This window comes from Staphylococcus sp. FW104-15G4D (genome assembly GCF_058790135.1).
Genome location: NZ_JBYTCH010000001.1, coordinates 433,959 through 459,332, shown reverse-complemented (window position 1 = coordinate 459,332; position 25,374 = coordinate 433,959). Strand labels below are relative to the sequence as shown.

The following is a 25,374-nucleotide window of genomic DNA, read 5'->3' as shown; positions in this document are numbered from 1 at the left end:
TGGGGATAAGTCTAGTCACTACTATCCTAGTGGTTAGATGATGTAAAGATGATATACGCCAATATATCTTCTTTATTCCCCTTTTTTATTTGTCTACAGTTATTTACTCTGTAAACAAATAAAAATACTTATTTGATTAATGATAATGTAGCCGATAAATAAGTTGCTTGTCAAGTTAAAAATTCTTTTATTTTATAAATTTTAGATACTATTAATTATCGTCGCTAATAAGTCTTACATCATTTTTTAGTTTTTCCTCTTTAGGAGCTTCCAACTTATAATTATCTCCATCTTTTTCTAATTCGTATACATAACTATTTTTTCCATCTACTACAACATATTCTTTATTTTTTATATCTGACCCAAAAATATATTTAGAAAAATAAGATAGTATTAAATATTTTTTGCTATTTTCTTCTTTTACTTCATATTTTCCTGTAAATTCTTCCCCAGCATTTGGTTTTCCTTGTGCTGAAACCACTTTGAATGTACCATCATCTTTAAAAGTAAATATCGCATCTGTTTTTCCATCTACTACACCTTTAAACTCTCTGCCAGCAAGACCATCGCTACTTTTTCCACATCCAATTAATAATATAACCAAAGTACAAATACTGATCGGAATTAAAACTCTTTTTATTGATTTAAAATACCTCATGAAAATCACTCCAATTAAATAAATTTATTATATTATATCAAATATACTCATTTGATGATGAATACTTTCATCTGCTTTTTTATACTTGAATGTAATCCCCATTTGCTTATAGGAATAACCCTTATAGATTCTTAATGTTTTTATTTTATCTAATCTAGTTTCAAGATATTTTCGCTTAGTGCATATATAGATTGTCCACTCTACTAACTCATCAATACTATTTAGCATATTACTCATCCCTCACTAAAGCCTTATTAATAATTTATCTTTAATGAGATTACACATTGTGGTTACCTATTAACTAAAGGCGTTTCAATCCAATATATTTCAAAAAGATTTGGTCATGCTAATATACATACAACACTCAAGATATATTCAAATTTAATTAAAGAATTTGAGAACGAAGAAGATAAAGAAGTAGTTAAATATTTAAATGAGATTTTCTGGTGACTAAATCAGAAAATGTTGTGACTAAAATAAAGCTTAATTATCATACTCATAGTCACAATTTGACTAAAAATTTTTAAACGGATAAAAACTATTAAGAAGTAAAATTTAAAAAAAACACATTCAAAGCGTTGATACAAAAGGATTTATAAGAAGGCAAAAAAATAACGCTTATAATGGATTTATACCATTATAAGCGTCTGTACGGAAACGGAGGGTGTTTATAAACACTATAACCGTAGTCATTACAGCTTGTCGGGAACGTCGCAGGAACGTTCCTTTTTTATAAATAAAACTAAACTTTTTATTAACGTTATTTAGATTTATTACTTAGTCTATTATTTTATTTGAGTTTGATAATCATAAAGCTTTTTAGCATTTTTTAAAGTGAGGTTTTCAATACTTCTTTCTCCTCGACGCATAGCATTTATATTTCCATAGCTAACGCCAGTATCTTTGTTTATTTGATAACTTGAAATATCGGTGTTTTTAATTAATTTTTCAATAGCTTTATATAATTCATTGTATGCGTTCATTTATTTAGGATGAGACGGTTTTTATTATTTTAAAATTAAAATTGCTATATTGATTAATGCTAATATGATCGTCGCTATCATTAAGATCAATGTTATGTTTCTAATAGTTTTACTTGTCATAATTAACACCTCCATAATATAATGAGGTAAAGGGCTTTCGCCCTTCCCTATTTTAGTAGCGTTACGATGATTGAAATGATTTGAATAATAAGTCCTGCTAAAGCTATTATCATCATTCTTTTGTCGTGACGCTCTTTTTTTATTCTCCGTTTTCGTCTCATCCCCTCACCTCCTAAATATATTATAGCTCGTTTGAGCTATAAAATCAACACTTTTTTGATTTTTCTTAAATTAATTTCGCTTTTTTTACATAAAAAATAACCACGCCTTTTATTGACGTGGTTAGGAAATATAATTTATTAGAAAATAAATGTCACTAATCATAACGATTACTTTAATACTAGGTATATTATACCATAATTATTACGCATTTTATTTCATTTTGTAGCTAATATTATTAAAGTGATTTTCTAATAAAAATAAGACCACCTTGTAAGGCAGTCTTATTTATTGAATCAAGCTTAATATAAAAATATACTTTATTGGGATCAATATTTTTACTATAGGGGAATTAAACTTGACAAATAAATATAAAATTTTTAGGGAGTAATAGGTATGAATCATGAAGTTCGTGATTAACATAATAACACAATACTTTAGTTTTTCAAATAAAAAAACGCTACGGTTTTAAAGTAAACCGTAGCGCAAGTTAAATTATATAAAATTCAACAATCACACTGAAAAAGGTTATAACAACCTAGTAATCATTATACCAAATTTTATTATCTATTCAACCATAACAATTTATGATTTTGCTATTTGTAGTGTTTAAATGTGTTCTCTTCACTATCTAATTCAGCGATACGAATATTGTTATTAATCAATTTTATTATAACGTTTTTTTAGAATATTTATATAACTTTTCGGTAGTGTTTAATGTCAAATTGTCAACCTCGCGCTTACCCTGTCTTAATTGCGAAATAACATATTGTGATACACCAGTTTTTTTATGGATTTGATATCCCGTTATATTACTTTCGATCAATTCGATTATCTTTGTTTTATATTCACTCATATTATCTACGTCCATTCTTTTTATCTAAATAATAAAAGTGTGCCTTTCTTCCTATAAAGAGTAATAATGGTAGGCTTAATATCAGCAAAGATGTACACATTTGCCACGTCATTATTGAAAACCTCCAAATAATATTATAATATATAAGCGTAAGGAGGAGCCTTTAGGCTCCGAACATAATTTTATTCTTTGTTGTTTGGCTTTCGGTCTAGATAACCGAGATGCCATTTTCTAAGTTGTTTTAACACTTCTGGAACAACCAGTACTGCCAATACTGGATTTTCTAGGAGTGTTTTTATTATGTCTATCACGAGGCTTTCACCTCCTTACACATAACTTGTAAGTAATCAACAACTTACAAATATAACCATACTACACAATTGTTTATATAGAAAGTTTTTTACTTAACTTTTACATAAAAAAATAGGGCAGTCTCTAGGACCACCCTTAATGACGTGATGGTATATTTATTTTAACATATTAGCTAATTGTCCCCCACAATTTCCCTAAACTATCATTTGTTTTATTCCATGTACTTATAGGTAACCAAATATCTGTACCATCATAAGCAGTGTAAGAAAGCCATCTAAAGCCGTCTTGGAGACATTCTGTATCGAAAATTATACTCTGACCAGCTTGTAAAACTCCTGATTGTGGACACGTAGTAAATGGACCAACACGTCTTGTGATAATTGCAGTATTAGGAGTAAATGTACCTTTTTCTGATTTGTAATAAGTTCCATACTTGTTGATTTTCCAACCGTTCATATCTCGTCTGTTAGCAGGAGTAGAAGCACTGCCAGGTTTATTTTTGACCGTAGTAACCTTAGGTGTATCACCTTTCATATACGCCCTAATTTGTTTAATGAAGTAATCTTTTAACTTAAGTTGTGTCGCTTTAGTCCATGCTTGTTTTGTTGGATCAATACCAGTATGCAATTTAGCAGAACGATGAGGACAAGCTGTATAACTAAATTCGTTGTGTAAACGAACAGTATTTCTGTTAGCTGGTAACCCCCACTTTTTAAGTTTATGCGCTGCGAATTTAAGAGCTGCTTGTTCATTTTTAAGGAAATCTTTATCACTTACATACAATGATTGATTAACTTCAATTCCATAAGTTTCAAAATTACCTGAACCCGGTTGAACGCCATCAGAAACATGCCAAGCAATTCTATCTTCTGATATAGCTTCCCAAATACCGTTTCTATCAGCGTATGCGTGAGCTATACCTCTAGCTAATCTATTGTAATCAGCGTTTACTAGATTGTTATAGTATTGTTTTGAGTTCATGGTACCAGCATCGTTATGAATAACTATAGCTTTAGGTTTACGGCCTCTTTTAGTCATAGTCCAGCCTTTTATATGATTAGTGTTAACTTTGATGATACTGCTTTTCTTAATTGACTGTTTAGGAGCTGATTTTACATCTTTTTTAGGTTCTTCTATTTCTTTTGCTATAGGTGGAACTATAAAGTGTGTTAAACCATAATAGTTATCCCATCGTAAGCTAGGTTTTTTATTAGCCCAACCATTCCAATTTTGTTCAAGTATTTGGAAGCTGGTAGTATTACCGCCATTGTATACAATACCTATATGTCCATATTGAGCATACGTGCCACTTGTAAATACTGCAATCCAACCCTTTTTAGGTATTGTAGATGGCTTGTTCTCTACAATCTTCCACCCTTTAGGGAATTTGTTGTTAGGGAAATCTTTAGCGTTCCCCCATGCTCTATACTTATTATCAGTTAGCCATAATATATAGTCCGTAGGTAAATCTGCACATTGCGCGTGATAAGATCTATCTACGTCAATTGCTCCTGGTTCCATAGCACCAAAGGAAGCGTCATAACTCGTCCAACGTTTTACTCTGTATGGACTATCTACTACACCATTTTTATAATCTCTTAAACGTTTATTGATTTGAGATTGTGTTTTCATCTGGAGCTCCTCCTCCACCATTATCAAATTCGAATTCTTCTTCATCAGAATCGTCAGTAAACGGTTCGTTAGTGTCGAAAACTTCAGGTTTCACTGCGCCTGACTCACTTTTAAACTGTACTGGGTGTGTTTCTTCATTTCGTGGTGCATTTAAATCTAGGTCTATACCCGCGTCTGACACACCTTTAGTGTTTGGATTAGTAATAATGCCTAAACCTGCTAAAAGCGTTAGAATAGTGCCTAAAATGCCACTGACGCTTTCTAATTGATGTGATAAATCAACACCAAAAATTTCACTAACTTGTTTGATAAGCAATAATACTGTCCCTACTAAACTTGAAACAATTGCACCGTTTTTTAGTCTGTTAGACCAATTTATTTTCATCTCATTACCTCCATAAAAAAACCGGCATCTAAGCCGGTTAAATGTTATTTACTTTCAAAGAATAGTTTTTTATCTTCAATTGGGTGATCGTTATAAATGTATTTAGCTTCTAGTGTTCCAGTAGATGTTTTAGCTAACATTTCGCAAATATCCACATTATTTGTAATGTTGTCTAATTTAGGCAAGGTTATCACTGTATCTTCTTCATCTTCATGAATCGTAACAGTTGCATTGACTTGGAATTGAGTTGGTTTAGGCGTTGCGGTATCTGAACAAAATTCTAAAAACTTATCTACATTGAATATTTTTCTATTAGGTAAGTCAAATATATAATTATTAAAAGCGACTTCAAAAGAGCCTTTCATGTACTCATCTAATTCATTGCCGTCAGTGAATACTGCAAGTCTAATTGGCGTTGTTGGAACATCTAAATTTTCTAACAACCAATAATCAAGTGTTTTTTTGTTAGATAGATAGTCCTCTTTCATAATTTTTACTACTTCTTCAGCTACTGGTTTAGCTAAAAGCTCAATCCATGTGTTCGTTTCTTTATCAAAAATTTTAGGTATCGCTTGCATTATTCTTGACCTCCATTTGTATCAATCCAAATTTTATTCGTATCTTCAGGTGCTTTGTCACTGACCACAAAGTCAGATGAATCTCCTTTTACTTCTGTTTGTTTTAAATATCCGTGTTGTATAGCATATTCAGTCAACTCTTTCCAAAGGTCGTGAGTTTCAACATTTATGAACCCCATGCCTATAGCACTCTCCTCAACTTGTATTTTTGTTTTACTATCACTAGGGAAACAATATTGGTTATCAACCCATATTTCTAATGTGTAGACGTCTGAAGGTAGAATTTTATCAATCACTAAATCGACTACATAGCTAGATTTTTCTTTATTGACTTTTGTTTCATAGATGTATTGAACACCTTTAGAGTTGATCAGATAAGCCTTTGCAGGTTTATCTTTAATTTCTAAGTCATCATCATTTGAATCAGTTAAAATGTAACGCATAATAGATAAGTCACCTTGCTTAATGCGATTACCATCGTTTGAATCATTTAAATTAAGTACATTTGTTAACATATAATACCTCCATGATAAAAAACCAACCTTAATAGGCTGGTTTATACATGTGCTTTTTCTGGGTCATAGTCGACGCCAGTCATTTCTTTATATTCCTCTGGTGTTACAAATCCTCTTTTAACAAATAATGCAAATTGTTCATTTGTATAGAAACCCATTTTATAGTATCTAATGCCGATATTACGCATTAACAGACCCTCCCATGATTGTTAGTGTTAAATTTGCGACATCTTCTTGTGTTGCTTTAAGTTCTTCTTGTGTTTGTAACAATTCGAGTGATAAATCGGCGATCAATTCATCTTTATTGTTGTCTGGTTCTTCTTTTTTAGGTTGCTCATCATCTTCAATTTGTTGTTTTTTCCATTCCTCGTATGGTGTACCAACCCATTCGCCACCGTCAAATTTAACCGGCAAATATAAATTGCTTGGTGGCATAATATCTGTATATAAATCTTTGTCGTAACCTTCTTTACTTTCATCTATAAGAAAGGGTTTACCATCTCTTTTTCTAAAGATTTGTATCATTTTTCGTCCTCCTAAACCATATAAGTTAGATTAATCATATAAGTGCTTTCCGAATCTAAAGCACCTATAACTTTCATAGTACCGTCACTAGCCAAATATGCTGCCGCACTGTTTGTTCCTATTCTTTGATTTAATTTATATTCAATATTTCTGACTGGTGTAATGTCAGAAGGCATTTGAGCGAACACTAAGCCTGTAGATAAATTTTTGATGTTACCAATGATTTGGACTGTCTTGTTATCTCCATTCTTTCTAACTCTATATGAAACCGGTAAATATACGTTACTATATACATCAGGAGTTGCACCGTTAACTAGAGGTAATGGAACCCAACCTGTGTCAGTTGATGGTTGGTTAATATAACGCCATTCTGACAAACCGTTATAAGTTACTCTTTGTAATAATTGACTAGAATTATAAGGTTGGAAATATATTGTAGATAGTTGAGAGTCTGACCAAACCAATTTAAAAAGCCAACCATTTGTAGAACTTACGTCAGTTGGCAAACCAGTCGTTTTGGTTATATAACGTATCCCTGGAGGTATCTTTTTAATTTCGTCTTCATTGTTTAAATTTATCGTTGTATATCCTTTGGAAAAGTTAGTCCCATCATCGTTTGTCAGTTTGTATTTTTGACCTTGTGGATTAACAGCAACCCAGCCCCTGTCGTCACCGTCTGTGTGAATTGTTTTAGACCAAATATCATTTTGATAATTGTGGATAAGAATAATATGCTTTCTTCCACTCTGTCCTTTTGTAACATTAATTTCTGCTATATACCCCGCACCGCTTGGATCAGCAGGGGCATTTACAGATTTATAGTCGCTTGGTATGGAACATTCATATAATCCAGGTTCAAGTGTTTCTATAGGTTGAGACAAAGTGCCAAGCCATTTTCTAGTTCCATCACTATTTGTAAATTGATATTGTTGCCAATTACTAAAGTCAGGTAGTTTAGGTGTAATTTCAGCTTTTTGTTCTTCTGTAAGACTTTCAAAGTCAAACGACTTTCCATCTGAACCATCTTGTCCGTCAACACCATCTTTCCCATCTCGTCCTGGTGGACCTTGAGGTCCTGGATTACCATTTATACCATCGATACCATTAATGCCATTTTTACCATCTTTACCGTCTTGTCCTGCTGGACCTTGTTCTCCAGTATCTCCTTTAGGTCCTTTGAAGATATCTACATTGTCTTTCATTACTTTTTCTACGATATCATCTAGTAATTCCACACGTATTTCTTTGCCTACACTTTTAGTTATACCGCTGTCGTTAACAGTAAAATAAAAGTTAGCAACATGTGTGCTATCGTTATTTTCAGGATTTTCTAAGAATAATTTACATTGCATTTGCCCTACATGTTTAGTGATATATTCAGGGATAATATATCTTACAAAGCCTTCTTCAGCTTTAACTATTTCTAATGGCTCATTAGTGAATATAGAACCATCTTGGGCAAAAACATGTAATACAGGTTCGAACTTCGTCTGATTAAAATTCACAGAGATGTATTCTTGATTTTCATTAATAATGTTCTTTTTCTTAATATGGATATCAATAACAGATGTCTTGTTATCCATTGTGTACAGATTAACGTTTATACTGCCTAAATCAACGCCATTTTCATTGATGATTGTATTAACTGTACCGGTTTTGTACGTTTCCATAAAAACACCTCTCCAACAATAAATTTAGGGATAAGAGCTGTCAGCCTTATCCCTATTTATATCTATCTCTAATGAAATAGACACCTTTTATACCGATTTTGTCATATAGATTTTTTATAGTTGTCGCTTGAACTTGTGCCCAGCGTACATCAGTTGCATATTGATGATTACCTGGATGTCTAGGGTTCCAACGCATACGATAAAGTGTATTTTGGCCTTTGCTAATAAAACCTTGTCTTACAAACTTAGCGCCACCAATAATACCTTTAGCGGGAGTAGTCCACCCTCTATTTCTAGCGTAAGTAATTGCATAATTAGGATTCCAATCGTACGCTCCTATACCGAAGTAGTTATAAACACCAGCACGACCACTTGAGAAGTAAGATGTACCATAACCACTCTCAAGGAAGGCATGTGCAATTAAGTATATTTCATTAAGGTTATACTTCTTACAAGCATAAGCAACTGCTTTACCTTGCCCGGATAAAGAACCTTTACCGCGTAATATCTTATTAAGTGCTGAAACTGATACGCCTTGATATTTACCAAGATTGAGCATTTGATATTTTTGAGTTTTACTATTCCAAATCTTAAGCGAATTCATAGCATTAAGTGTTGCCGAGTAACTTGCGCCATACCAACCGTTACCGTAGTTAATTTGAGGAGATTTAGTCATTTGGATAGCTACCGCTCTCTTGAATGAGTAAGCACTTCTTGAAACAACCACAGTAGGCTCTTTGCTTCCTTTTTTGTTTGTCGTTGTAGTTGTATTCTTCTTAACACTAGATGCTGGAACTGTAACTTTAATAGTTTTAGTTTTAACTTTATCTTTAGGAATTTCAGAAAGTAACTTCTTACTGTTTTTATATAGATATAGTAATCCATTGATTGTTTTGTCTATGTTTTTCTTAGGCGGCAATCCATTGAGTGATATATCCCAATCTCCATGCTCGTATACGCTTCGCCAAATATTAGATGTGTCAACTTCAATAGAAGATGGCTTGACTGGTATACCTTGATATTTCATTCTGAACACTGTTTGCAGCATTGTGTGTATCTCGTTGACAATAAAATCATCTTTACTTGCTGATAAATCTTGACACACTTCAATAACGATATTATCAGGGTGACTAGGTACTTCGTACATTTCTAATCTAGTCTGCCATATATGGTTTCTATCTACGAAATAGTGAGGATACTCTTTATCAGTAAGGTATTTTTCTCTATCAAAGTATAGGTCGAGGACTGAACACATTGTATTTGCGTTTCTTATAGTCACCTTTTTAGGGTTATGACCTCTATCTTTACCTTGGACAATATCGTGCAGGATAAATTCAGGATAAGTTGGTTCGCCATCATCTATAGTGAAATTGATATGTTTTTGTTTCTTCTTAATCGTTACTGTTTTATTATTATCTTTTGTTGTGGTGCTTGAAGTGTCAGAACCACCACTTGGTTTAGGAGGTTTTTTCTCAGCTTTATAAGGTGGTCTAACAAAATAAATGTTCCCGCCATTACCGTTGTAGTTATGATTAACAAACGCTGCTCTCGAACCACTCCATTGGTTTGATCCAACCCAGTTTTGATCTCGTTTATATTCGACAATGGTCGTTAATCATTGCCCGTTCTCTTATGAACTGCTCTATGTTTCCATAGAAGACTAGACTATATCATCAACCTTTAAGGTTGCCTCCCATTTCCATTCACTTGAATGTACTCTACTCACTTCCACTAAAAAAGACACTCAAACGAGTGTCTAGTGTGTTTTCGATAGTCGTTGCACGTTCCTATTCCTAGGATTCGCTCATGATTGCCTACAACATTACTTGTTTAGGTTTCCCATGAATTAGAGAGGTTTGCTAATATTCATTTCTGAATATAGGCGCTGTTTAAGTAATTTTAATTCAACGCATTTAAAGTGTGATTTGTCACTAGGTCCAACAACTATTGCAGTATGTCCAGCCCAACCATAGGTCCATACAGCTATATCTCCAGGCTTTGCAACGAAACTAGGAGTATTTCTATAAATTTTCCATGATCTATTAGGGTATTGACTGCGATTTGCCATAGCATTTGCATTTCCCCAAGTTCTAAAATGCCAATATCTTTGAAAAATATAGTTAGGCAAATCCCAACATTGAACGTTTATATTTAATTTAACGCCTTTCCCTGTATCAATTTCTTAATACGCTTGTATAACGTTAAATTGCTCTATAAAAAGAGCCTCATGCTTTCACATGAGACTAGACTATATCTTCCGATGTATTTCGTGTTGGTTATTCTCTAACGCACTGTCTTGTAATTACAAGCACTTAGTCGTTGAACGTTCCTCTACTGTTACCATAGAGGCTTCGCTGCTGATTACCCAATCCTTAATATTTTTGAACTATCACGCTTACCGTTACCGATTACGTTGTAGTTATTAAGGTTCTAAGGGTTTCCCAGCAATTCACGTTATTTTACATGAGCTATCTTTAACCCATACCTACCGTCAATGTCGACACCTTTATGATTTTTAGCCATCCATTTAGCCCAATCTACAACTTGCGAGGCTGTTGGTTTTCCGCTTTTAGGTAGTATAGCCATTCACACACCTACTTTCTTCAATCAAAATAAAAAGCCAACACCGAAGTGTCAGCTTAAAATACTACGGAGGCTAAACCGAATGCTGCTGCAATAATTGCACAACCACCACTAATTAACGCAACAACAACTTGTACATTTCCTTTTTGTTTGTCGGAAATTGATTTATTGATGTTTTTTAATTGAGTATCATGTGAACGAACGGTGTATTGTACGTCTTTAAATTCATCGCCAAACCTTTCGACAACATCACTGATTTTTTCTAAGTGTTTTTCTTGTCGTTCTTGAGATTCAAATTGTTTTTCTTGCAGTCCTGTTTGTCGTTCTATCTTCGAATTTAAAGAATTGTAGGCCTCTAGATGTTTTCTGTCGTTTTCGTTGATCCGTTCATAAATCTTACCGGTGTTGTGTAACCACTCGCTACGCAATACATATTTATCTTCTTTTTCCGACAATCTCCACACCCCCATAGAATCCTATAATTCCACAAATCATAGTGAAAGTAGAAAATTGCAAAGGAGAAAGCCAATTAATAGCATGAAACATACTTGCTGACGTCATTAGAAAATAGAAAATCGCGTTACCCCAGCCCCCAATGCAAATTAGGTAATTAAACACATTGTTCATCTTTTGCGTTGGCAAAAAGAAAGGTGCAACAATTATAAAAACACTAAACATCATTGCAAGTACGCCCCAAATCCAAATAGGCATAATGTGGTGTAGTGCTAAATAAAAATCGCTGTCTCTAATAACAGCTTCTTGTTCTCTTGTCCAAAAGAAGCCTCTTTCAAACATTAGAACGCCAAAACCTAAAACCATTAAAAAGGTTAACGAATAAGTTATTGAGTTTTTATTCATTATAACTTACCTCCTAAACAACTGGATTAGATCCTGGAATAACTACACCTTTTGTAGCGTCATACCAAGAACCCCATCTTGTAGTTTCGCCCATCATATTACGAGAGTATATTCTGTGTCTGTTGTAAGGCATAAACAATACTTTTTTGAATGTGTCACTTCTTGCAATAACGATAGCATAGCCGCTTTGATTATCGGGATCTGGAGAATTTGTAGGGTTGTAAAGGTAGTAAAAACCAGTTTTATCAATTTTGTCCATAGTAGATAAGTCAACATTATCTAACCTAATAGCAAAACCTTCGGCTTCTGTAAGTGCTGATAATTGGCCTGTAGCGCTCTTTATAGCTTCATTAACTTTGTTTTGTATTAATTCATCTAAACCATCAGAAAGCGTCTTAAATTCATCTTCGTTTGCCTTCTTAGATAACTGCTGATTAACTTCATCTTTTTTAGCGTAGTTGATAAGGTGCTCGTCTAAGTTTTCTTCTGTTATAACTCCTTCAGTTGCCGAGTTTAGTCGTTCATTGACCTCTAAAATTTTATCGTTAATATTATTTAGATGGTCTGTTAACTCTGTTTCTGTTTGTTTTGCGAAACCTTCCATTTGTTCTCGCAAATCTTTAACTTGTTTAACAAATTCTGTCTTTTGAGTATTTACAAAATTCATGAATTCATCTTCAGCATTTTGAACGTTTTCTAATTCTTTTGATACAGTATCAATTCTGTCTTTTACTAAATCAACAAGATCATCAATCTCTCTAATATATCTGATTTTAATATCAGCATCTATTTGATTAATTAATGCATCTTTTACGTAAAATCGAAACTCGTTAAGTACAACTGTGTCTTTACGTCCAACTGCTTTGATGTAAATTTGACCAGTCACATGAGTGTCGGTAGAAGCTTTTAGAAAATTACTGTCTAAAGTTAAACGTATAATGCCTTTCATAGGATTAACATATTCAACTTTAACCCTTCCGGTTGAAGAACCGTTATCGGAAACAAAATAAGCTGTTATCTCAGTGTTAGCTTCGCTAATCTCTAGGGGATAACTTTCCCCGTTTATTTCTCTACGCACTTGAAAGGTTAATACCGCAGTATTTATATCCATATTATAAAAACCGATACCTTCGTCAGATATCGGTTTTAAATAAGGTTCATCGACAGTCGTTATTCTTGCTTCTTTGTAAAATCCATCCATTATGAAGCCTCCTTATTTTTTCTTTTTAGTTTTATGAATAATTTTGTTTGTCTTAGTATATGCGCTTGGCTTATCAGGATAAACTTGATGGAATGTTTTTTCTTTTTGGTTACCATAACCACCAGATTTAAGAATTTGAACTGCTGTGTGTGTATGTGATGGTGTGAAAGTGAGGTTGATAATCATGTTTCTAACTTTAGCTACACCTTTTGTTCTTAAAATATCTACAACCCCCATCACTTCATTAGATCTGTGAACTTTAGCTGGACTTGTTGTAGAATATTGAACTGGTGCGATAGCATGTAATGGTATAGTATGCCAGCCTTTTTTAACCGGCATTCTAACTCTGTATAAGTGGCGCCTTCTACTCTTACCATTACCACTATATGGATGATAGTTCTGAACAACATAAGGCGCAACGGCAATAGTTGTGTTTCTATCTACTTCAACAGTTATAGAACCGTTTAACTCTACAAACCCATTAGCTGTAACTTGGAACCTTTGTTGTGTCATTAGCATACGTTGGTAATCTTTTTTTGCAATAAGAGAGAATGGTTTAGTATCCTTTTTATCAAATCTACTACTATAAACCAAAGATTTCACAATAGGTTGATTAGCAATTCTCCCTTCTTTGTTAGTATCCAATTTAGCTAATTTAACAATGATGTTTCCTAAATAGTAAACCGAGCGCCACATTTCTTGTGCTCCTCTAGGTTTTCCAGCTCTACCTTCATATACTTCAGGCAAGAAAGAAGTTGTACCATGATTAATGCCTACCCAGTTACTAAAAGAAGCTAAGGTACTTGAACCCCATGTGACATAATCTCCATGATCTGAAATTTCAGATAGTAATTCAGTCATTACATTGTTAGGTTGGTTAGCGAAACGTGGATAGAATAAGCAATAGTCACTTACCTGAGAAACGATGTTATGACAATCTACGTGAGCAGTAATATCACCTAAACTTTCCACTAGCGCTTTCATATTTCTACTTTCTCTCTCGCTAAATGGCTTAGACCCTTTGTAGTTTTTACCAGTAGAACGTGTACCACTACCATTTGACCAATGATAGTCAAAGTTACGATTTAAATCGACGTTATTTACATTTTCACGTTCTCGATTAGCAAAGCCCCAAGGGTTAACAATAGGAACAATAACCACTCTAACGTTTTTACGTATATAAGCAAGTTGTGAATACTTGTTCCATTCATTGACAACTAAATCCATAAAGCGACTTAAAGCATAAAATGCGCTGTATTCATTCCCGTGTATACACGATGTGATAAGTAAGGTTTTTGTATAGTTTTGAGGTTTGAAATCATAAGCATAAACATTATACTGGTTACTTTGGTCTTTACCTACATATTTTTTCGTAACATACTTGTTGTCAACAAATTTGTCGTAAAACACTTTTCTGTTGTCATCGGGATCGTTATTATTAGGTGTTTCATTAACACCTTGTTCTGCGCTAGCGATAAATGGTGGGGTAAATAGATAAGTAGCGTCATCAGCCACATTTAGTTCTTTATCTATTTTTCCATCTATTTTAGTGAAATCATGTCTTAGTCTTTCTGAAAGTATAGGGAAATTTTGAGCGTCAATTGATGTACGACTATCTCTCACTTCTTGAAGCCCATTACCGATAGTCCCTAAAACTAAGTTTCTTATTCGTTTACTTTGATAACCTAACTCTTGACCTACAGTAACATTAGGTCCAGTAGGCAATGTATATACAATTTGTTCAGCGTTATGTGCTCGCTTTTCAGTTTTTCCATGCTTTTCTAATATTTCTTCGATATTAGTAAGCATATCTCTTATAGCAATGTAATTGAGTTCATTTTCTCTAACATAACGTGCACTAAATAAAGTATCTAGTTTTGTGTAGATAGTCTTTCGCATTGCTACGCCTCCTTAACTTGTAGTTTTCCTTCTTTATCTATTGTAATATTGTAATACTTACCATCTTCACCTTGCATTTTGAGACGATTATAATGAAGTCTATCAACTTTCCTTTTATCATTATTACTCATCAGTCCAGACACTTTATCTGTTGCTTTTGGTATTACGTATTTGTTAAATCCACTTTTAGCACTTGCGATAACTTGCCATGTTTTACCACGATCATGAGACACTCGGAATTTACCATTTCTGTTGTATTCTAGTATGTGGTCTTTTTCTACAATTGCTCTTATTCCATTAGCGTTTCCATGCAATGCTTTGTTAGAGTCAATGGACTTTCTTGTAGAAGTGATAGCTGCGTTTGCTTTTGCGTATGTTGTTCGATATGAATTAGCAAATCCTCCACCTAAACCACCTACAACTTGTGCTGCTTGACTAATTCGTTCTAAATAGCGGTTGTGACGGTTGAAATCTCCTAAAGTTACGTCTTGTTTTACTATCTTATTTTCAGCGTCTCTAATGGTCTTAACTTCAACTATTCTCATAAACTCATTGATGCCAAGTATAGAGTGCTTAACTTTTACAATGTCTGCAACTCTAGGAACTGCATTAGTATAATGTTTTCGCAAGGCTATAAAATCCAAAGTTAAAGAACGTTTTATAGATGCACTAATAACGGCTTGCAATCTAGCTCGCATAATATCAGGATCAGTAATTGAACCATCTTTAACAGGTGGTGCATCAAATCTACCGTAATCTTTCATATTAGGGTGCTCAAATTCAACAATAAGACCTGCACCGTCTAAACCTTCTTCATCAGTATAAGAACCGTACCCTTTAACATAGGTATACATCTGACCGCTATCTTCTTCTAATTTCATATTGTTTGCGTTAATTTCATCATCGATATGATAAGTTGCTTGTTTCTCTAAATACGGGGTGAATTTAAAAGTATACGTGTTTGTTTTGTAATCATGATGTATATCAAACTCTAAATCCCATGCTTCTAATCCTTTTTTTAATAAATCCTCAACACTTTCTCCTTCGCCAGAATCTTTGATTTCAGAAACAAACAAATTGTCAGGCACTTTGAATTTAAGTCCAGTTCCTTTAAATATCTTTTCAAAAAAGTCGGGTGGTTTATGAGGGCCATCTATTTTGTCATACACTCTTTTTCTTTTGATAATATCAATCGGCTTTTCTCGAAGGGTTACAGACACTTCTTGATTTCTACCATGTGTTTGTCTATCGATAATATAAGCGACGTATTCTCTCTTGTCATTAGGTCCTGTTAACTGCGTCAGTGTCCAGCGTTTATCAATACCTCGTATAACGTTATAGTTATATTTATCTTCAAGTAATTTGCATTGTACAACTGTTTCAGAACCTAATTTTGATGTTGTTGTAGTAGTGACATAAACTGGCTCACCTATTCCTCTTATAGGGCTAAATAATACTGGCATTTAATAACCACCTACTTATAATAAAATTTCATATCAAAAGTTACTGACTTAACCTGTTGATTGAAAGCAAAATCATTCCAACCAGGATAGAATTTAGGTTGAGCGTTTGTACAGCGATGATTAATTGGAGTGCCGTTTCTCCACGTTTGAACTCCGTCATACACTATCTTGTCGCCTTTTTTTAAACTAATATTACTGATTTTCATATAATCAGATTTCCCCAACGTAAATTGGAAACTTTCTTTACTGCTTACATTTTTACCTAAAACGATAGTTACTTTCTTATAGAGTTTAAATTCGTTGTTAGGTACATTTCCGTGGTAATAAACACTGTTATTCCAGGCATTAGTAAAAGTGTATGTTCTTTTTTCACTTTCTTCGTCAAATGGTACTAACATGTCATTAGACCATAACGCTTTTTTGGGTTTGTTCTCTAAATCTAAAGAAGTACCAATACTCTCGGCAAAAGGTATTTCAATTGTTTCAAAAACTAAGTCGAAGTTAATCACATTGCCTTTGTTATCAGGTGTTATTACTGATGAACATTTAACTTGATACTGTTTACCACTAGTATAGTAATTATCGTTCATCATATTATGATCGAATACTGGATAACCATATTTATCATACGATTGATAGTCATCTTCCGTCGGTTGTAAAAATTTGTAATTATGCTCTTCGGCATATCTAAGTTCTCTAATCCATACAGGCTCAGTGTTTACTGTTAAATCATAGAATTTATCTCGTAATCTTGGTATATCATTAAGTTTTGTACTAACAACATAGCAAGGCACCGTAATTTTCCTTTTACGGTACTGACTACTAAGTAACATACGACCACTTGTGTTTTCTTTTGTTTCGTAGTTGTCCTCTATCTCCGGGCTTTCGATGACAATATCTTTCACTCGAAAACCGAAGTCAGACAACTTGTATTTAGTGCCATCTTTTTGTTTAATTTCTAAATCCATTGCCTGACCTCCTAGAATGTGAATGTGGCATCTCTATCTGCATTTTGTCCGTTGACTATATGAGTTAAAGCGTCGTTGTTAACGTCCATTTTAACGGTTACAACACGTTGCGATGGATTTGTCTTATATTCATGAGTATGTGTAACTTGTGCATTAGCTGATGCACTAGCGTTTTTAATGTCTCTTTGTATATTAGGCACATTAAGTTGAGGGTTGAAAGCATCTGTTACAGATTTAGCCATAGATCCCATTCCAGATATAACGTTTCTTCCTTCATTGTTTATACCAATTCCGAAACCTTCCATTGTATAGGCTCCGATTTCTTTAAACACACGTGACGGAGAATGAATACCTAATGCACTTTTAGCAGCACTCACTGCTCTCTCTGCAACGCTACGCGCTGCATTGACTACCCAAGACATACCACTCATAATTCCGTTAACTAATCCGTGCATTAAATCAAGACCTGCACTTATCATTCCACCTACAAAACTACGAACAGCATTTACTGCGTTTGATACACCACTTCTAACTGAATTGACAACACTCATCATTCCACTTAATACCGAACTTACTATTCCGTGCATAGCCGATCCAATTGAACTTAACATATTAAAGAAACCACTGACTGCAGTACTAACAGCGTTTGAAACAGCGCTTGATATTACGCTTGTAATTGAATTCCACACTGCTGAGATTAACCCTGCAATGCCACTCATTATAGATGCAGTAGAAGATCGTAATAACGACCAATTCCCAGTGACGATTGCAACAATAACACCAACAATTCCAGATATAATACTTAAAACGCTTGACCAGATTGTTTGTGCGATTGAAGCTAAAGACGACCAAATCGTCGATGTAACACTGACTATAGTTGTCCACACAGTAGTGATGATTGTTACTAATGTAGAAATAATTGTAGTAATAGTAGTGACTATTAAAGTCCAAATATTTTGAGCTACAGTAACTAATGTAGTCCAAATCGTAGTGGCTACAGTTACTATTCCAGTCCAGATTGCCGATAGAATTGTTCCTAACGTAGTAACAATTGTTGTAATAGTCGTAACAATTATTGTCCAAATCGTCTGCGCAACTGTAACTAGCGTTGTCCAGATAGTAGATGCTACTGTAACAATAGTCGTCCAAATGGTAGCTAAGATACTTACTAACGTTGTCACGACCGTTACAATGACGTTCACAATTGCAGACCAAATAGTTTGTGCCACTGTAGCAATGATACTCCATTGGACTTGAGCACTTGTAACTATAGCTGTCCAAATACCTGTCAAGAATGCGCCTAAACCAGAAACAACTGTTTTTACAATATTAACTATTCCATTCCAAATCGAGCCTGCTATGCCTGCTAATGGACCAAATATTGCACTAAAGCCATCAACAATATTTTGCCATGTTTGTTTTAAATAATCGCCTAAGATACTCCAGATATTTTTAGCCATTTCAACAATAGCTTTCCAAATTTCAGCACCTGCTTTAGACATTGTTTGCCAAGCACCACGCCAATCTCCAGTTAACAACTGAAGTAAAGCAACTATTGTGCTTAAAATAACTTCCATAGCGATTTTAATAACTGCTTTAATGATTTCCCAAGCTACTTTAACGACTGCAACAACCGTATTAAAGGCTTGTCTAACCATTGGTGCTATAACATTAACTGCAGCGTCTACAATTGCTACAATTTGGCTCCACACTTGTTGGAACATAGGTGCTAATGGTGCTAATATTTCTTGAGCACGACCGAACAAGTCTCCTAAGAAACCAAGCACTGCTTGAATCGCAGCACCAACTGAACTAGCTATTGCATTCCATGCGTCTGTTAAAGCATTACGCAATGTTTCAGATGAATTCCACAAAGCAACGAATATAGCTATAAGTGCTGCTACTCCTGCAATAATTAATAGTATTGGTGCATCTATTGCGGCAATGGCAACTCCAATAGCTTCAAAAACAGGGGCTAGTGCCGAAGCTACTGACATAAGTGCTTCTATTACTGTTCCAGCACCCGTAAATACTTTAATGAACGTTCCGATAAAGTCGATAACACCTAAGATAGGAGGTCCTAAAGTCATGAATACACCAGCTAATGTAGCGATTAAGCCTAACAATATACCAATAGCAGGGTGCGCCTCAGTTAATTTAGCGATAAAATCTGTAATCGCAACAGCAACATCTAATACAGCTGCAGCTAGTGGTGCCATAGCCGTTCCCACATTAATGATGATTTTAATTATATTGCCTAATAATGTTATGAGTTTAGGACCGTTTGTATTGATATAGTCCATAAACTTTTTAAATCCGTCTGATTGCGCTACCGTAGCACTCCAAGAAGCAAACTTTTCAGACATTTGCGCTAGAGATTCTAATATAGAGTGTGTATTCGGCGCAAATGCTTTCATGAGGTTAAAAATACCCTTGAAGGTATTTCCAAATATTTGTCCGATTAACGGTAAATTCTGTTTAGTATATTCGATAAACGACTTAATAGCCTCTTGGCCTTTTGTAGATTGTGCCCATTGGTTAAATGCAGCACCCATTTTTTTGAAGCCTGCGGAAACCCATTCGGCAAGTGGTGCTAGTTGTGTGAGAACACTAATAATACCGCTACCAAATTGACCGGCTGCGCTTAACATATTATTGAATATTCTGACGCCTGTTGTTCCCATCATTTCGAAAAACTGTTGTGCTACTTGAGAATTTTTAGCCCAATCAAGCATTTTAGCGCTCGCTTGTTCCATTCCTTTTGACACGCCACTAATGAAAGGAGACAAACCAGATAATGCCACTTTAATCGTGTTTAAGCCATTAGCCATTGTATTAAAGATTTGACTTTGGTTTTTCTCTATAATACCTTGCCAAGCATCTTGAACGCCTTGTAAGGCACTTTCGTACTTTTTCGTTTCAGCTGTAGCTTGTAGAGTTCCATCGTTAAGCATTTTAATAGCACTTGCAGCCATAACTCCAAATCCCATAACTCCACCTGCAGCAACACCAAATGCAGCTGCTAATCCTGCAGCTCCACCAGCTACAACCCCGATAGCGTTAAGAACAGCAAATAATGCAGGAACCATCGAAGCAATGATAGGAACTACCAACGTTATATTGGAAATTAAAGAACCCTTTATCATGTTAGAAATTACAGTACCAATTGTTCTGATACGTGTAGCTAAAGCGTCCCATGAGTTCATAGAACTATCAATACCAGCTACCATTGCTCTAAATGCACCTTGCGCTTTATCTGAATCAACATCTATCCTAGTGTGTATTCGGTTAGGAATTGAACGTAACATTGCTTTAAGCGCTAAAATCTTAGATACAGCAGCGCCTTCGTTAACTTCGACGGTAGCTTTTGCTTTTTGTCTCGCAAAGCTATTAAGCGACTTTTTAGCTTCAGCTATAGCGACACGTGCTTTAGTTGCGTCTGCATCTAAATGAGCACTATAAGAATTTCCGTCAAACATATCTAAATCAATCTGTAGCTTAGATAACGTTGATATAGCTCTTCTTGCGTCAACATCAGCATGTGCATTAGCATTTGATCCGTCGAAACGTTCTAAATATGCTTGTGCTTCTTCAATATTAGCTTTCGCGCTTGCTATATTAGCGTCTAACTCTGCGTCGCCTCTGTATGCATCGAATTTGCGTACATATTCTTCAGCTATTTGTACTTTGCTTTTAACTTCGTCAATATCTATATCAAGGTCAGCTTCTGCACGAGTGTTATTAAATGACTCTATTTCTTTTTTAGCTTTGTTTACTGCGCTAGTTACACCTGATGCATCTGCATCAATTTCATTATCTTTAATTTTGTCCATAGTGCCTTTAAAACGCTCTGCTGTGTTTTTAGCTACTTGTATAGCGCTTTTGAACTTTTTAGCGTTAGCTTCAATCGTTGCTTTAATACTATAGTTAGCTTCTGCCACGTGTTCCCACCTCCTTATTTATTAAGTTCTGCAATTTGTTGAAGTAAATCTTTAGGAGGCATATTCTCCTCAAATTTGCTTTCAGAAGCGAATTTCATAGGTTCGCCCCTGTCTAATCGTTTAATGTTTTCTTGATAATGCATGATATCGTTTGCGCTTTTGAAACGATATTCTGTCTCGCCTTTTTTGCCGCCACGTTTCTTTTTCTCTGCAGCTGCGTCTCTAATAGCAAAAGCGAGTTTGTACATATCCATATCTTTATCTAGTTGTTCATACTCTAATGCATACATACGATAGTTGAATTCTCTAAGTGTCATTTGCTCAATAACATCTAGGTCATAAATTTTCAGTTTGCTCATGCACAAGATAACTATACGATCAAACGTTAATCTTTCTTCGTCTACTTCTTGCTGTTCTTTTTGTATTTTTTCGGAACGAGGTTTTGGGTTAAAACACGCTTTCCCAGTTCCTCGATGACTTCGTTACAAAACTCTTCAAGCCCTGTATTTTCAATAATATCTTCAACAACAACTTCTAAATCTTCTTCAGTTTTAGGTGCTCCTTTTTCTTGTGCAGTTGCAGCTTTAATAACTTTAGCGACATCTACTACACTGTGGCTTTCTAGTGCAGGTACTAACATTTCTGTACCTTTACCAAAATTAACTTGTTCTGCTTCCATGCCCATTTCTTTATCAATGATGTTTAAAAACTTTAATCCGAATGATAGTTTAATTGTTTTACCGTTAAATTTGATTTCCATATTTTTAATAACCTCACTTTAAATTTAGTCAAAAAGAAAAAGAGGGCATTTAGCCCTCGATATTATACAGTTTCTGCTGTGCTTGGTTCGTTAGGTTGAGGAATTTCTGACACAAGACCATCATCAGCTGGATCTGCAGCAACAGTATCGTGGAAGCCATAAGCAGCTTTGTTTTTCTCGATTTGTTCTGGTAATGTTGCCCAACCACGAACTTTTCTAAGATATACACCAAATTCAGTTTCAAATTCTGCGATATCTTCAGCGTCGTTAGTACGATCAATACTATTCCAGTATCCTTGACGATACTCTGCTTTATATTTTCCATCTTTGTTTTTAACTCTTTTGTTGATAACCCATAACTCATAAGGGATATCCTCTTCGGTAGCATCTTCAATTTCATCACATAACGTGTCATCTTGATTCATGTAGCAGTTAATCGTAACTGTTGACTCTAATGTACCTCCAGAGTTAACAGGACCATCTACAGTAGCTTCTGTATCTCTGTCTTTTTCTGTTTCACGTTCTAATTCTGTTACCCACATTACTTTATTTGCATCTTTACGGTCTCCGGCTTTACGGATTAAGACTAATTCATCAGTACCTTGTTTAATTGCCATAGGTTCTCTACCTCCTAATTTTTTGTATTAAAAAACGCAAGCCAACTTAATGACTTGCGTACTCTACATTTATCGTTGTATGTGACAACACTTGGTTTGTATCTTGCTCTGTACTTTCGTTCACATTCATGTGAGGTGTAGTTAATGTATATCCGTCTAGTTGTATCTCATCTAGCAGAATTGACTGAACCTGCATATAAAGTTCATCATTCTTACCTTTATCATCATCTTTGCACCAGATATGGATAGTTGCAGTAGGGCTGCCACCGTAACTGTCAAAAGTTAAACGATTGATATCGTCTTTAATATCTTGAATAGCGATGAATGGATAAGGTAATTCTTGATTGAGTTCACTCGTACGGATAACTGGAACACCTAGATCAGTGAATTTTGAGTACAGAAAGTTAAACAGTTGTAGACTAACTGATTGACGCATCGCATACCTCCTAACCGTTAATTAATCTTTCGAGGTCTGCTCTGACTTTCTTTGTGTACTCTTGGTAGACCGGGAACATAAACGTCTCCGGTTCCATGTATCTGGTGCCGTATTCAAGGAATCATATTGTTATCGTAAAGGCTTTTTATCCTCTACTTCTTACTGTCACCAGTAAGGTCGGCATATCTTTTCAACCAATAAAAAAAGCAACCATTATTGGTTGCCGGACACTCGTGCCAGAATTATATTTATTCATCTGGTATGCTCTACGATGCTGACTAGCCTTTCGCAATCTAGTCAGTTATCTCGGGGTTGTCTTTCCAGTATTTTTTAATAATGTCAGTAAAAGGAATATCATTCTTTCGGTAGCTAGATGTTTCTTTAATAGGTATGTTTAATTTTCTTGTCCATTGCATAGTTGTTAATCTCAAACCTTTATATTCATACCAAACATTATAAGAAGTATTCCATCGTTGTTCTTCTAAAGGTATCCATTTACAATTACTAGGCTCATAATCACCATTTAAATCAATTCTTTCGATGCTTAATTCTTCTGAAAAACCGTTTTCTTCAGCCCACTTTATAAAAGTTTTAACATCATGCCATTCATCACAAACTTTAATACCTCGTCCACCATATCTTGGATATCTTTCAGAATTAGCTCTATAACAGCGTTGCATCATAGCATTCCATCGTGTATATGCTGGGTGATTTGTCAATCCGTGTAGCTGTTTGTCTTTTAATTGTAAGTTCTTAAAATCTTGTTCTTTCTTTAAACATCCACATGATTTTGTTGAACCTAAAGTATCACTTCTAATCGAAACAACATTTCCACAATCACATTCACATATCCAAAATGTTTTTCGTGATGCTTTATTCAAATCTATTTCCTTAACTACCAATCTCCCGAATCTCTGACCTGTCTTGTCTTTAATTCTAGGGTTATCAACAATATTTCCTTTTTCATCTCTTTTGATCATGGTATCACCTCTTAGGTATATTATACCATGTTCCGACTTCAAAAAACACCAATACATTAAAGAGTTCCCCCGATATTGCCCGGTTGTTCACTATGCTGTTGCCAACATAGGCGGGATTCCGTTTCCCGAATATCCAGCTTTTGAAGTGATACCATACTTGAGATGTCCTTCTTTAGCATCTTCGACCATTCTCGCTAAGTTACCAGTCCAATAACCTTTGTTCATTACTTCTTTAGCAGTTTTAACTGTGTCTGTACTAAATTTCACCGCATTATCGTGCAATACTTCATCTACATTGTCATCAATAGTGTTGTTCATTCGGTCAAATTCTCTGATTAAGTCGTCTAAATCTCCACCACTCTTAAAACGCATCACTTAACCTCCTCAACGTAGAACACTGTATCGTGTTCATAGTCAATTCGTTTCGTTATTTGATACTTAGCATCATTGATATAAGCATGTGTCACAGTAGGCTCAAAATGACCGTTTAAACGTATGACATTGATGTCTTTGTTGATGTCTCCGTATTGCACCACTGTTTTTTGTGGACTTAACGGACTGATGTTACATGATATTGCATCATAGCGCTTTTCGTATGTCTCAGTTCTACTTGTTTTAGGGTTGTACTGTCCTTTTGTTTCCTTAGCAAACACGACTCTCTTGTTATATCTCAATAGAAAATACCTGCCCCACGTTTATCTGAGTTTCGTGGCGTATATTGATCTATTACATCCATATATTCATCAAAGTCGTTTGCTTGAAACGTATTAGAACGCCCGTCTACGCTTTCTTGTGACATACCTTCAGCACCAACACGATTAAAGCGCTTGACTGCTACTTCTTCCACGATGTATTCCAATCTATCCGGGATAGTTTCCATATCGCTAGGAAGTAAGCTAATCAAACGCTTTTCAGTGTTATCTATTATTCTTTTTAATAGTTCATCTTGAACATTATCGTTGATAGAGAGTAATAGCTTAACATTCTCTAATGTCGCCATATTATCCCTCCAATGTGTCTAAGATGTCTGCTTTCGTATCTTTTTCAGATACTTCAATACCATGTTTTTGTGCGATTTCAATTAATTCTGCTTTTGTATTCTTATCATCTACAACTAATTTAATATATTGTTTGTTGAATTTATTATCAGCATGTAGCAATTGAGTAATACGTTCATCTGTAATGTCAGTAGGGTAGATATCGCCAACTTCATAAGGCTTTTTACTATCTGCATCTACAAACGGTCGTACCACTTCGTATGAATAAGCCATGTGT

The 25,374-nt window shown here is 34.8% G+C and carries 28 protein-coding genes and 4 pseudogenes; all 32 read right to left on the bottom strand.

Annotated elements, in window-relative coordinates:
• Positions 1-211 precede the first annotated feature (211 nt).
• Positions 212-658: a hypothetical protein gene (locus AC3WQX_RS02405; RefSeq protein ID WP_023350501.1), complete on the bottom strand. Its 447-nt coding sequence runs from the start codon at positions 656-658 to the stop codon at positions 212-214.
• 785 nt (positions 659-1,443) lie between these two features.
• Positions 1,444-1,641, bottom strand: a complete 198-nt coding sequence (locus tag AC3WQX_RS02400; RefSeq protein WP_023350503.1) for a hypothetical protein — start codon at positions 1,639-1,641, stop codon at positions 1,444-1,446.
• Between the two features lie 949 nt (positions 1,642-2,590).
• A complete protein-coding gene (locus AC3WQX_RS02395; protein WP_023350504.1) occupies positions 2,591-2,776 on the bottom strand; it encodes a hypothetical protein in 186 nt (61 codons plus the stop codon).
• Position 2,777: 1 nt separating this feature from the next.
• Positions 2,778-2,888: a hypothetical protein gene (locus AC3WQX_RS02390; RefSeq protein ID WP_049307399.1), complete on the bottom strand. Its 111-nt coding sequence runs from the start codon at positions 2,886-2,888 to the stop codon at positions 2,778-2,780.
• Between the two features lie 70 nt (positions 2,889-2,958).
• Positions 2,959-3,110 (bottom strand): annotated as a pseudogene (locus AC3WQX_RS02385) (hypothetical protein).
• Between the two features lie 146 nt (positions 3,111-3,256).
• Positions 3,257-4,720: an SH3 domain-containing protein gene (locus AC3WQX_RS02380; protein ID WP_023350505.1), complete on the bottom strand. Its 1,464-nt coding sequence runs from the start codon at positions 4,718-4,720 to the stop codon at positions 3,257-3,259.
• Positions 4,695-5,105, bottom strand: a complete 411-nt coding sequence (locus tag AC3WQX_RS02375; protein WP_023350506.1) for a phage holin — start codon at positions 5,103-5,105, stop codon at positions 4,695-4,697. The genes AC3WQX_RS02380 and AC3WQX_RS02375 overlap by 26 nt, the downstream gene beginning before the upstream one ends.
• Before the next feature lie 44 nt (positions 5,106-5,149).
• Positions 5,150-5,683 (bottom strand): hypothetical protein, encoded by a 534-nt coding sequence (locus AC3WQX_RS02370; protein WP_023350507.1) that lies wholly within the window; start codon positions 5,681-5,683, stop codon positions 5,150-5,152.
• Entirely contained in the window at positions 5,683-6,198 is a 516-nt protein-coding gene (locus tag AC3WQX_RS02365) for a hypothetical protein (RefSeq protein ID WP_023350508.1), read from the bottom strand. The genes AC3WQX_RS02370 and AC3WQX_RS02365 overlap by 1 nt, the downstream gene beginning before the upstream one ends.
• 41 nt (positions 6,199-6,239) lie before the next feature.
• Entirely contained in the window at positions 6,240-6,386 is a 147-nt protein-coding gene (locus tag AC3WQX_RS02360; RefSeq protein WP_023350509.1) for an XkdX family protein, read from the bottom strand.
• A complete protein-coding gene (locus AC3WQX_RS02355) occupies positions 6,379-6,723 on the bottom strand; it encodes a hypothetical protein (protein WP_023350510.1) in 345 nt (114 codons plus the stop codon). The genes AC3WQX_RS02360 and AC3WQX_RS02355 overlap by 8 nt, the downstream gene beginning before the upstream one ends.
• 11 nt (positions 6,724-6,734) lie before the next feature.
• Positions 6,735-8,393, bottom strand: a complete 1,659-nt coding sequence (locus tag AC3WQX_RS02350) for a BppU family phage baseplate upper protein (RefSeq protein WP_023350511.1) — start codon at positions 8,391-8,393, stop codon at positions 6,735-6,737.
• Between the two features lie 52 nt (positions 8,394-8,445).
• Entirely contained in the window at positions 8,446-9,648 is a 1,203-nt protein-coding gene (locus AC3WQX_RS02345) for an N-acetylglucosaminidase (protein ID WP_080978319.1), read from the bottom strand.
• Between the two features lie 648 nt (positions 9,649-10,296).
• Positions 10,297-10,536: pseudogene (locus AC3WQX_RS02340) on the bottom strand (CHAP domain-containing protein); the annotation flags it as partial.
• 311 nt (positions 10,537-10,847) lie between these two features.
• Complete coding sequence (locus AC3WQX_RS02335) at positions 10,848-10,979, bottom strand: hypothetical protein (RefSeq protein WP_023350514.1); 132 nt, start codon at positions 10,977-10,979, stop codon at positions 10,848-10,850.
• Positions 10,980-11,032: 53 nt separating this feature from the next.
• Entirely contained in the window at positions 11,033-11,431 is a 399-nt protein-coding gene (locus AC3WQX_RS02330) for a hypothetical protein (protein WP_492739926.1), read from the bottom strand.
• On the bottom strand, positions 11,412-11,834 hold the full coding sequence (locus tag AC3WQX_RS02325) for a hypothetical protein (RefSeq protein ID WP_023350516.1): 423 nt from the start codon (positions 11,832-11,834) through the stop codon (positions 11,412-11,414). Before AC3WQX_RS02325 ends, AC3WQX_RS02330 begins: the two co-directional genes overlap by 20 nt.
• Before the next feature lie 13 nt (positions 11,835-11,847).
• Complete coding sequence (locus AC3WQX_RS02320) at positions 11,848-13,035, bottom strand: BppU family phage baseplate upper protein (protein WP_023350517.1); 1,188 nt, start codon at positions 13,033-13,035, stop codon at positions 11,848-11,850.
• Between the two features lie 12 nt (positions 13,036-13,047).
• A complete protein-coding gene (locus tag AC3WQX_RS02315) occupies positions 13,048-14,934 on the bottom strand; it encodes a M14 family metallopeptidase (RefSeq protein ID WP_023350518.1) in 1,887 nt (628 codons plus the stop codon).
• 2 nt (positions 14,935-14,936) lie between these two features.
• Complete coding sequence (locus tag AC3WQX_RS02310; RefSeq protein ID WP_023350519.1) at positions 14,937-16,397, bottom strand: tail tube TT1 domain-containing protein; 1,461 nt, start codon at positions 16,395-16,397, stop codon at positions 14,937-14,939.
• Between the two features lie 11 nt (positions 16,398-16,408).
• Positions 16,409-17,365: a phage tail domain-containing protein gene (locus AC3WQX_RS02305; RefSeq protein ID WP_023350520.1), complete on the bottom strand. Its 957-nt coding sequence runs from the start codon at positions 17,363-17,365 to the stop codon at positions 16,409-16,411.
• 11 nt (positions 17,366-17,376) lie between these two features.
• Entirely contained in the window at positions 17,377-21,306 is a 3,930-nt protein-coding gene (locus AC3WQX_RS02300; protein WP_049399432.1) for a tail protein, read from the bottom strand.
• A gap of 14 nt (positions 21,307-21,320) precedes the next feature.
• Entirely contained in the window at positions 21,321-21,665 is a 345-nt protein-coding gene (locus AC3WQX_RS02295) for a hypothetical protein (RefSeq protein WP_023350522.1), read from the bottom strand.
• 41 nt (positions 21,666-21,706) lie between these two features.
• Entirely contained in the window at positions 21,707-22,066 is a 360-nt protein-coding gene (locus AC3WQX_RS02290) for a tail assembly chaperone (protein ID WP_023350523.1), read from the bottom strand.
• A gap of 62 nt (positions 22,067-22,128) precedes the next feature.
• Positions 22,129-22,683 carry a phage major tail protein, TP901-1 family gene (locus AC3WQX_RS02285; protein ID WP_002436441.1) on the bottom strand — a complete coding sequence of 185 codons (555 nt, stop codon included), beginning with the start codon at positions 22,681-22,683 and terminating at the stop codon, positions 22,129-22,131.
• Positions 22,684-22,729: 46 nt separating this feature from the next.
• Entirely contained in the window at positions 22,730-23,119 is a 390-nt protein-coding gene (locus AC3WQX_RS02280; protein WP_023350524.1) for a hypothetical protein, read from the bottom strand.
• 10 nt (positions 23,120-23,129) lie between these two features.
• Positions 23,130-23,240 (bottom strand): annotated as a pseudogene (locus tag AC3WQX_RS02275) (HK97-gp10 family putative phage morphogenesis protein); the annotation flags it as partial.
• Positions 23,241-23,412: 172 nt separating this feature from the next.
• Positions 23,413-24,099 carry a hypothetical protein gene (locus AC3WQX_RS02270; RefSeq protein ID WP_023350525.1) on the bottom strand — a complete coding sequence of 229 codons (687 nt, stop codon included), beginning with the start codon at positions 24,097-24,099 and terminating at the stop codon, positions 23,413-23,415.
• A gap of 123 nt (positions 24,100-24,222) precedes the next feature.
• Positions 24,223-24,471, bottom strand: a pseudogene (locus tag AC3WQX_RS02265) (HK97-gp10 family putative phage morphogenesis protein); the annotation flags it as partial.
• Positions 24,471-24,773 (bottom strand): hypothetical protein, encoded by a 303-nt coding sequence (locus AC3WQX_RS02260; protein WP_492739763.1) that lies wholly within the window; start codon positions 24,771-24,773, stop codon positions 24,471-24,473. The gene AC3WQX_RS02260 and the pseudogene AC3WQX_RS02265, both read right to left, overlap by 1 nt.
• Positions 24,770-25,099 carry a phage head-tail connector protein gene (locus AC3WQX_RS02255; RefSeq protein WP_002436519.1) on the bottom strand — a complete coding sequence of 110 codons (330 nt, stop codon included), beginning with the start codon at positions 25,097-25,099 and terminating at the stop codon, positions 24,770-24,772. Before AC3WQX_RS02255 ends, AC3WQX_RS02260 begins: the two co-directional genes overlap by 4 nt.
• 1 nt (position 25,100) lies before the next feature.
• Positions 25,101-25,370: a hypothetical protein gene (locus AC3WQX_RS02250; RefSeq protein ID WP_023350528.1), complete on the bottom strand. Its 270-nt coding sequence runs from the start codon at positions 25,368-25,370 to the stop codon at positions 25,101-25,103.
• Between the last annotated feature and the right edge of the window lie 4 nt (positions 25,371-25,374).

What these genes read in the sequence shown, in the direction of transcription:
- AC3WQX_RS02405 (WP_023350501.1), bottom strand. Translation starts at nt 658, where the DNA reads ATGAGGTATTTTAAATCAATAAAAAGAGTTTTAATTCCGATCAGTATT.
- AC3WQX_RS02400 (WP_023350503.1), bottom strand. Translation starts at nt 1,641, where the DNA reads ATGAACGCATACAATGAATTATATAAAGCTATTGAAAAATTAATTAAA.
- AC3WQX_RS02395 (WP_023350504.1), bottom strand. Translation starts at nt 2,776, where the DNA reads ATGAGTGAATATAAAACAAAGATAATCGAATTGATCGAAAGTAATATA.
- AC3WQX_RS02390 (WP_049307399.1), bottom strand. Translation starts at nt 2,888, where the DNA reads ATGACGTGGCAAATGTGTACATCTTTGCTGATATTAAGCCTACCATTA.
- AC3WQX_RS02380 (WP_023350505.1), bottom strand. Translation starts at nt 4,720, where the DNA reads ATGAAAACACAATCTCAAATCAATAAACGTTTAAGAGATTATAAAAAT.
- AC3WQX_RS02375 (WP_023350506.1), bottom strand. Translation starts at nt 5,105, where the DNA reads ATGAAAATAAATTGGTCTAACAGACTAAAAAACGGTGCAATTGTTTCA.
- AC3WQX_RS02370 (WP_023350507.1), bottom strand. Translation starts at nt 5,683, where the DNA reads ATGCAAGCGATACCTAAAATTTTTGATAAAGAAACGAACACATGGATT.
- AC3WQX_RS02365 (WP_023350508.1), bottom strand. Translation starts at nt 6,198, where the DNA reads ATGTTAACAAATGTACTTAATTTAAATGATTCAAACGATGGTAATCGC.
- AC3WQX_RS02360 (WP_023350509.1), bottom strand. Translation starts at nt 6,386, where the DNA reads ATGCGTAATATCGGCATTAGATACTATAAAATGGGTTTCTATACAAAT.
- AC3WQX_RS02355 (WP_023350510.1), bottom strand. Translation starts at nt 6,723, where the DNA reads ATGATACAAATCTTTAGAAAAAGAGATGGTAAACCCTTTCTTATAGAT.
- AC3WQX_RS02350 (WP_023350511.1), bottom strand. Translation starts at nt 8,393, where the DNA reads ATGGAAACGTACAAAACCGGTACAGTTAATACAATCATCAATGAAAAT.
- AC3WQX_RS02345 (WP_080978319.1), bottom strand. Translation starts at nt 9,648, where the DNA reads ATGTGTTCAGTCCTCGACCTATACTTTGATAGAGAAAAATACCTTACT.
- AC3WQX_RS02335 (WP_023350514.1), bottom strand. Translation starts at nt 10,979, where the DNA reads ATGGCTATACTACCTAAAAGCGGAAAACCAACAGCCTCGCAAGTTGTA.
- AC3WQX_RS02325 (WP_023350516.1), bottom strand. Translation starts at nt 11,834, where the DNA reads ATGAATAAAAACTCAATAACTTATTCGTTAACCTTTTTAATGGTTTTA.
- AC3WQX_RS02320 (WP_023350517.1), bottom strand. Translation starts at nt 13,035, where the DNA reads ATGGATGGATTTTACAAAGAAGCAAGAATAACGACTGTCGATGAACCT.
- AC3WQX_RS02315 (WP_023350518.1), bottom strand. Translation starts at nt 14,934, where the DNA reads ATGCGAAAGACTATCTACACAAAACTAGATACTTTATTTAGTGCACGT.
- AC3WQX_RS02310 (WP_023350519.1), bottom strand. Translation starts at nt 16,397, where the DNA reads ATGCCAGTATTATTTAGCCCTATAAGAGGAATAGGTGAGCCAGTTTAT.
- AC3WQX_RS02305 (WP_023350520.1), bottom strand. Translation starts at nt 17,365, where the DNA reads ATGGATTTAGAAATTAAACAAAAAGATGGCACTAAATACAAGTTGTCT.
- AC3WQX_RS02295 (WP_023350522.1), bottom strand. Translation starts at nt 21,665, where the DNA reads ATGAGCAAACTGAAAATTTATGACCTAGATGTTATTGAGCAAATGACA.
- AC3WQX_RS02290 (WP_023350523.1), bottom strand. Translation starts at nt 22,066, where the DNA reads ATGGAAATCAAATTTAACGGTAAAACAATTAAACTATCATTCGGATTA.
- AC3WQX_RS02285 (WP_002436441.1), bottom strand. Translation starts at nt 22,683, where the DNA reads ATGGCAATTAAACAAGGTACTGATGAATTAGTCTTAATCCGTAAAGCC.
- AC3WQX_RS02280 (WP_023350524.1), bottom strand. Translation starts at nt 23,119, where the DNA reads ATGCGTCAATCAGTTAGTCTACAACTGTTTAACTTTCTGTACTCAAAA.
- AC3WQX_RS02270 (WP_023350525.1), bottom strand. Translation starts at nt 24,099, where the DNA reads ATGATCAAAAGAGATGAAAAAGGAAATATTGTTGATAACCCTAGAATT.
- AC3WQX_RS02255 (WP_002436519.1), bottom strand. Translation starts at nt 25,099, where the DNA reads ATGGCGACATTAGAGAATGTTAAGCTATTACTCTCTATCAACGATAAT.
- AC3WQX_RS02250 (WP_023350528.1), bottom strand. Translation starts at nt 25,370, where the DNA reads ATGGCTTATTCATACGAAGTGGTACGACCGTTTGTAGATGCAGATAGT.